Here is a 6,988-nt window from a genome sequence, read left to right on the forward strand (position 1 = left end):
AGCGGGGGCGGCTGGCCTACCTCGCCGTGGACGACACCGGGGTCGCGGCCGCCCTGCGGCTGACCGTCCAGCAACTGCCGCCGGACGCCGTACGGTTGCTGGCCCGGCTCGGCCATCACCCGGGCAGCCATGTCGACGCGTACGCGTGCGGCGCGCTCCTGGACACCGGCCCCGCCGACGCGCAGGCGACGCTGGAGCGGCTCGGCGAGGCCCATCTCGTGACGGAGACGGCGCCGGACCGCTGGGTGCTGCACGACCTGGTCCGGCTGTACGCCCAGGACCTCGAACCCGAGGCCGGTCCCGAGGCGCTTGTCCGCGCCCTGGACCATCTGACGGCGACCGCGCTCGCCGCGACCGACACCGCCGAACCGGGCGGCGGCGCCTGCTTCGGACTGCCGGACGACTTCCACTGCCCGTGCGCGGTAAGGGAGTTCGCGGACCGGGTCGAGGCCCTGCGCTGGTTCGCCGCCGAACGCGACGACCTGGCCGGGGCGGTGGCCGCCGCCCGCTCCGCCGGGTTCCACGACCGGGCCTGGCGGATCGTCCTGCTGCACTGGCCGCAGGTGGTGCTGCGGGTGCGCGAGGGCTGGGTGCCGCTGCTGGAGTCGGCCCTCGACTCCGCGCGGGAGCTGCGGGACGCGTACGCCGAGTCGCGGGTGCTCAGCCTGCTCGGCTGGGTGCTGACGGAGGAGGGCCGGACCACCGAGGCCGTCGCCCTGCTGGAGACCGCGCCCGAGCTGGCGCGGAAGGCGGACGACGGACCGGGCGAGGTGACCGCCACGATCAACCTGGCCGTGGCCCGGGCCCAGGACGGCGACCTCGACATCGCGCTGGAGGACTGCGAGCGCGCCGTAGAACTGGCCCGCGCTGCGGGCGACTGGCACACGGAGATGCTGGCGCTCCAGCACCTGGCCCGCACGCTCCTCACGGCGGGCCGCCCGGACCGGTCCCTGGAGGCCGTCCGCACCGCCCTCGCGCTCGGCCCCGAGCACGAGGAGACGGCCCGGCGCGCGCTGCTGCTCACCACGGCGGGCGAGGCCCGGCTGGCGCTCGGCGAGCACGAGGAGGGCGTCCATCTGCTGGAGCGGGCGGCCGACGAGGCGGAGCGCGAGGGCCATGACGAGGGCGCCGCCCGGGCGCTGGAGGGGCTGCTGCGGGTGGCGGAGAAGCCCGACTACCGCACCCGGTACGAGCGTGCCGTGCGCCGCCTCGCGCGGGAGGCGTGAGCCGCCGCTGGAGGCGAGGGGCGCGCCGACGCCGCAGGTCAGGGACGTCAGCCGGACGTCAGCGCGACGGCACCGGAACGTAAGTGCGACCGCACAGACTCCTCGGTGTCAACAGCTCACCGGCGCCCCGCCCTCGACCCGGCCGGCCGCCCTTCTCCACTGGGGGACGCACCATGCGCACCTACCGCAGCCGTATCGCCACCTTCACCGCCGTGACCACCGCCGCGCTCGCCCTCACGCTCACCGCGTGCGACGACGGCACCGGCGCCACGACCTCCGGGGCGGCGAGCGCCACTTCGCCCTCGGCCTCCGCGTCCGCCGTCGAGCAGAGCGGGGACAAGGACCAGGGCAGTGCGAACCAGAGCGGCGACGCCGACCAGGGGAACGTCGAGCAGAGCGGCGACGCCGACCAGGGGAACGTCGAGCAGAACGGCGACGCCGACCAGGGCAAGCAGGTCGTGGGCGGCACCGGCTCGGCCACCGCTCCGCTGTGCACCACCAAGGGCCTGCGGATCAGCGCGGAGACCCAGGACGGGCCGCCCTACACCCACCTGGTCCTCACCGCGAAGAACACCTCGGGCCGCACCTGCCGCATGACGAGCTTCCCCGAGATCCGCTTCCTGGACAACGCCCGGGGCACCGTCCCGTCCGTCGCCAAGAGCAAGCCGGCCACCTCGGTCGTCCTGGAGCCGGGCTTCTCCGCCTACGCGGCCGTGCGCATCTCCGACGGCGGCCGCAAGGAGGACACCGAGACGGTGCGGGACTTCTCCGTCACGCTGCCGAACGGCACCGGCATGGCGATCGTGCAGGCCCCCGGCGCCGAGGGCATCTCCGTCGACCCGGCGCGGTGGGCCACGGGCTACTGGACGCACGAACTGCGCAACGGCGCGGACGAGTTCTGATACCCCGCCGGGGCGGCCCGGGCGCGGAAGCAGAACACTCCTCACGAAATCCCCGAGACTGCACAGCCCCGGCCCCGGACCACCGCGCGATCCGCACAGACCCGCCACAGCGGCCTCGTACGATCGCCAGCCGGACCGGCGGTGCCGAGACCTCAGGACGGCCGCCGGTGAACGCCTCGGTGTGCGAGGCGCGTATCTCATGCAGCAAGCAGTTCCCGCTGCACGCCCGAGGAGCCGCCCGTGACCGCCCCGTACCCGAACGCCCCCGTCGTCTCCGGCCCCCCGGTCTCGGCCCTGGACTACGACGGCCGGCCCGTCCTGGTGGAGCCCGAGATCCGGCGGCTGGACGGAGCGGTACGCGAGGTCGCCGTACCGCCGTTCGCGCCCCCGGTGACGCACGGTTCGCTCGCGGACCTGCCGTTCGAGAACGCCGAGGTCGACCCGGGCGCGATCGTGATCAGCCGTCGCGGTGCGGACGGCGAGTGGGAGGACGTGACGGCCCAGCGGTTCGCCGCCGAGGTCCTCGCCGTCGCCAAGGGGCTGATCTCGGAGGGCCTGATGCCGGGCGACCGGATTGCGGTGATGGCCCGCACCCGGTACGAGTGGACCCTGCTGGACTTCGCGGCCTGGGCCGCGGGCCTGGTCACCGTGCCCGTCTACCCCACCTCCTCGGTCTACCAGACCAGTTGGATGCTCGGGGACTGCGGCGCCGTCGCCCTGATCACCGAGACCCGCGAGCAGGCCGCCGCCATGGCCTCCGAGCTGAGCCGGCTGCCCGGGCTGCGGCACGTGTGGGTGATCGACGACGGGCACGTGGACCTGCTGGCCGAGGTCGGCGACCGGACGGCGGACGGTGAAGTCGCCGTACGGCGTGGCATGTTGGGCCCCGACACCCTCGCCACCCTGATCTACACCTCCGGCACCACCGGACGCCCCAAGGGCTGCGCCCTCTCGCACGGCAACTTCTTCGCCGAGGTCGACAACGCCATCGAACTGCTCCACCCGGTCTTCAAGGCGACGACCGGCGAGGAGGCGTCGGTGCTGCTGTTCCTGCCGATGTCCCACGTCTTCGGCCGCATGGTGGCCATCGCCTGCGTCCGCGCCCGGGTCCGGCTCGGCCACGCGCCCAGCCTCAAGCCCGAGCATCTGCTCCCCGACCTGGCCGCGTTCCGCCCGACCTGCCTGCTGACCATCCCGTACATGCTGGAGAAGGTCTACAACACCGCCCGCGCCAAGGCCGAGGAGACCGGCAAGGCCGGCGGCTTCGACCGCGCCGCCGCCACCGCCGTCCGCTACGGCGAGGCCCTGGAGGCCCGCCGCAGCGGCACCGGCAACGGCCCCAGCGCCTCCCTGAAGGCGAGCCGCTCCCTCTACGACCCCCTTGCCTACCGCAAGCTGCGCGCCGCCATGGGCGGCAAGGTCCGCTACGCCATCTGCGGCGGCTCCCCGCTCGGCCGCCGCCTGGCCGCGTTCTACGCCGGGGCCGGGATCGAGATCTTCGAGGGGTACGGCCTCACCGAGACCACCGGCGCCTCCACGGTCACCCCGCCGCTCAAGCCCCGTATCGGCACGGTCGGCTGGCCGCTGCCCGGCACCCGGATCAGGATCGCGGCCGACGGCGAGATCCTGGTCGCGGGCGACCATGTGCTGCGCGGCTACTGGGACGTGAAGGCGGGCGGCGTCGTCCCCGCCACCCGGGACGGCTGGCTGCCGACCGGGGACCTGGGGGAGCTGGACGACGACGGCTACCTCACCATCACCGGGCGCAAGAAGGAGCTGCTGATCACGGCGGGCGGCAAGTCGGTCGCCCCGGCGCCGCTGGAGAACTGGCTGCGCCAGCACCCGCTGATCTCCCACTGCCTCCTCGTCGGCGACGGCCGCCCCTACATCGGCGCCCTGCTCACCCTGGACCCCGACGGCCTCGCCCACTGGCGCCAGATGAACGGCAAGCACCCCGTCCCGCCCGAACTGCTCCTGAACGACCCCCAGCTGGCGGCGATCCTCCAGGACGCCGTCGACCAGGCCAACCAGCTCGTCTCCCGCCCCGAGTCCATCCGCCGCTTCACCGTCCTCCCCGTCGACTTCACCGAACGCACGGGCCACCTCACCCCCTCGATGAAACTCCGCCGAGCCCGCATCCTGCGGGACTTCGCGGACGAGGTGGAGGGGCTGTACGCGGGGGCGGGGCAGATCACGGGGCCGTAGACAGCCTCACTGAGCCGTAGCGATCAGGAACGCCTGGGCCACCGGCTCCCCGAGGCTCTCGTCGGGCTCGCGGACCGTGCGGGAGACGAGGGCGAAGCCGGTGTCGCCGAGCAGTGCCGCCATGTGCCCGGGGTCGCGGCGCAGGAAGTCGAGGGTGACGGGGTGGCCCCACGGCTGCTCGTGGCGGCGCGGGCGGTCTCCCGCCTGGAAGGCGAGCAGCAGGTGTCCGCCCGGCGCCAGCACCCGCCGGAACTCGCGGAACAGGGCGGGCAGCCGGTCCACCGGCGTGTGGATGCTGGAGTACCAGGAGACGACCCCCGCCAGCGCACCGTCGGGCAGCGCCAGTTCCAGCATGGAGCCCTGCTCGAAGCGGAGCCCCGGGTTCTCGCGGCGGGCGATCTCCACCATGGCGGGGGAGAGGTCGAGCCCGGAGACGTCGAGTCCGAGGGAGGCGAGGAGGGCGGTGACCTCTCCGGGTCCGCAGCCGAGGTCGGCCACCGGCCGCCCGGGCCCGACCAGTTCGGCGTAGGCGCGCAGCAGCGCCCGGTCGAGCGGCCGGCCGGCGTAGGCGCCCCGGAAGCTCGCGGCGTAGTCCTCGGCGACGGCGTCGTAGAACTCGCGGGTGGCGGTGAGGAATCCGGGGGCGTCGGAGGAGAGGCGGGAGTCGGTCATGCGGACGGACCCTACGGGGTGAACGGGCCCCGGCGCGGGGGTGGTGGAGGAGTATCGGCCACGGCCGCGCCGCGCCCGGAATCCCGTCCGATTCCCCCGTCCGCACGCGTCCGTCGGAGTGAGGGCGCTTCCGGGGCGCGTGGGAAGGAATCCGCGCGCGGAATCCGTACGCCGGGCGCGTCCCGGGAATGCGGCGGGCGGGAATTCACCGGGAATTCATCCGGGCGCCCCGGGGAAAGGCAGGAGCCCCACTGCCGGAAGGCACGGGGCTCCTTGGGTACTGCACTCAGGTTCTGCGATCAGGGAGTGATCACGCGGGGGTGACGTTCTCCGCCTGCGGACCCTTCGGGCCCTGCGTCACGTCGAAGGTCACCTGCTGGTTCTCCTCGAGCGAACGGAAACCGTTGGCGTTGATCGCGGAGTAGTGAACGAAGACGTCGGGGCCGCCGCCCTCCTGGGCGATGAAGCCAAAGCCCTTTTCGGCGTTGAACCACTTCACGGTTCCGGTAGCCATAAGCCCTCCTTGGGCTCAAAAGGGTTGCCCTGCTCCAGAACCTGCAAGTGCGAAACGATGCTGCACGACTGCATTCGTCTGAAAACGACGAGAGCCCGCGGTCACATGCTCCGCAGGCTCTGTACTGCAAGGGAAACCAAACTGCAACTTGCGGCGAGCCTAGCACGCAGGCTGCCGAATGCAATAGAGGTCAAGATCACGTCACCCGAATGTTTGAACCCTCGGGCGGACGCGCTGACGCCGGGCCGGTCCCGGACGACTCTCGTACGGGGTCTAGTCTCGCGATGTGGACAATTCTCGCACCCGGCCGCGCGTCGGCCACATCCAGTTCCTGAACTGCCTGCCCCTGTACTGGGGGCTCGCGAGAACCGGCACGCTCCTCGACTTCGAGCTCACCAAGGACACCCCGGAGAAGCTCAGCGAGCAGCTGGTACGCGGCGATCTCGACATCGGTCCGATCACCCTCGTCGAGTTCCTGCGCAACGCGGGCGACCTGGTCGCCTTCCCGGACATCGCCGTGGGCTGCGACGGCCCCGTGATGTCCTGCGTGATCGTCTCGCAGCTTCCCCTCGACCGGTTGGACGGCGCGCGTGTCGCCCTCGGCTCGACCTCGCGCACCTCGGTCCGCCTGGCCCAGCTGCTGCTGTCCGAGCGGTACGGCGTGACCCCGGACTACTACACGTGCCCGCCCGACCTGAGCCTGATGATGCAGGAGGCGGACGCCGCCGTCCTCATCGGTGACGCGGCCCTGCGCGCCAACCTCCTGGACGGCCCCCGCTACGGCCTTCAGGTGCACGACCTCGGCGCGCTGTGGAAGGAGTGGACCGGCCTGCCGTTCGTCTTCGCGGTGTGGGCGGCCCGGCGCGACTACGCCGAGCGCGAGCCGGAGATCACGCGCAGGGTGCACGAGGCGTTTCTCGCCTCCCGCAACCTCTCCCTGGAGGAGGTCGGCAAGGTGGCCGAACAGGCCGCCCGCTGGGAGGCGTTCGACGAGGCGACCCTGGAGCAGTACTTCACCACCCTCGACTTCAGCTTCGGCGCCCCGCAGCTCGCGGCGGTCACGGAGTTCGCGAGCCGCGTCGGCCCGACGACCGGGTTCGCGGCCGACGTGAAGGTGGATCTGCTGAGGCCGTAATCACTACGCTGCGGGCGGTAGGCGTACCGGGGCCCACGGGGGTCCGGGAGTGCCTTCGGGGGAGGGGACGCCATGCAGCCGCTCGAAGCGGACGAACCGGCCGCCGTCGGGCCCTACCGGCTGCTCGGCCGGCTCGGTTCCGGCGGCATGGGCCGGGTCTACCTCGGCCGCAGCGTGGGCGGCCGCACGGTCGCCGTCAAGATCGTCCACCCGCACTTCGCGCTGGACGAGGAGTTCCGCGCCCGGTTCCGGCGCGAGGTCGCGGCCGCGCGCCGGGTCGGCGGCGCCTGGACGGCCCCCGTCCTGGACGCCGACCCCGACGCGCCGGTGCCCT

6 protein-coding genes and 1 pseudogene are annotated in these 6,988 nt (G+C 72.9%); 5 read left to right on the forward strand and 2 right to left on the reverse strand.

What is annotated here, in order from left to right; genetic code table 11:
* The 3 genes from GTW40_RS11930 to GTW40_RS11940 form a co-directional block, all read left to right on the forward strand.
* Window positions 1-1,226: tetratricopeptide repeat protein (locus tag GTW40_RS11930; RefSeq protein ID WP_161180148.1), on the forward strand; the 1,226-nt coding region annotated here is incomplete at its 5' end.
* Between the two features lie 173 nt (window positions 1,227-1,399).
* Window positions 1,400-2,128: a DUF4232 domain-containing protein gene (locus GTW40_RS11935; protein WP_161180149.1), complete on the forward strand. Its 729-nt coding sequence runs from the start codon at window positions 1,400-1,402 to the stop codon at window positions 2,126-2,128.
* Window positions 2,129-2,422: 294 nt separating this feature from the next.
* Window positions 2,423-4,333: an AMP-dependent synthetase/ligase gene (locus GTW40_RS11940; protein WP_202485754.1), complete on the forward strand. Its 1,911-nt coding sequence runs from the start codon at window positions 2,423-2,425 to the stop codon at window positions 4,331-4,333.
* 6 nt (window positions 4,334-4,339) lie between these two features.
* Here the strand turns inward: GTW40_RS11940 and GTW40_RS11945 are convergent, their stop codons facing one another.
* Together GTW40_RS11945 and GTW40_RS11950 are read right to left on the reverse strand one after the other, a co-directional pair.
* Window positions 4,340-5,005 carry a class I SAM-dependent methyltransferase gene (locus tag GTW40_RS11945; protein ID WP_161180151.1) on the reverse strand — a complete coding sequence of 222 codons (666 nt, stop codon included), beginning with the start codon at window positions 5,003-5,005 and terminating at the stop codon, window positions 4,340-4,342.
* Between the two features lie 310 nt (window positions 5,006-5,315).
* Complete coding sequence (locus GTW40_RS11950; RefSeq protein ID WP_023547521.1) at window positions 5,316-5,519, reverse strand: cold-shock protein; 204 nt, start codon at window positions 5,517-5,519, stop codon at window positions 5,316-5,318.
* 286 nt (window positions 5,520-5,805) lie between these two features.
* On the opposite strand from GTW40_RS11950, the gene GTW40_RS11955 reads away from it, so the two are divergent.
* Both GTW40_RS11955 and GTW40_RS11960 read left to right on the forward strand, forming a co-directional pair.
* The gene (locus tag GTW40_RS11955; protein WP_161180152.1) at window positions 5,806-6,654 is read left to right on the forward strand and encodes a menaquinone biosynthesis protein; all 849 of its coding nucleotides are present in this window, start codon (window positions 5,806-5,808) and stop codon (window positions 6,652-6,654) included.
* 72 nt (window positions 6,655-6,726) lie between these two features.
* Window positions 6,727-6,988: pseudogene (locus GTW40_RS11960) on the forward strand (serine/threonine protein kinase); the annotation flags it as partial.

The organism is Streptomyces sp. SID4985, assembly GCF_009863025.1.
In the GTDB taxonomy this organism is placed as follows: Bacteria; Actinomycetota; Actinomycetes; order Streptomycetales; family Streptomycetaceae; genus Streptomyces.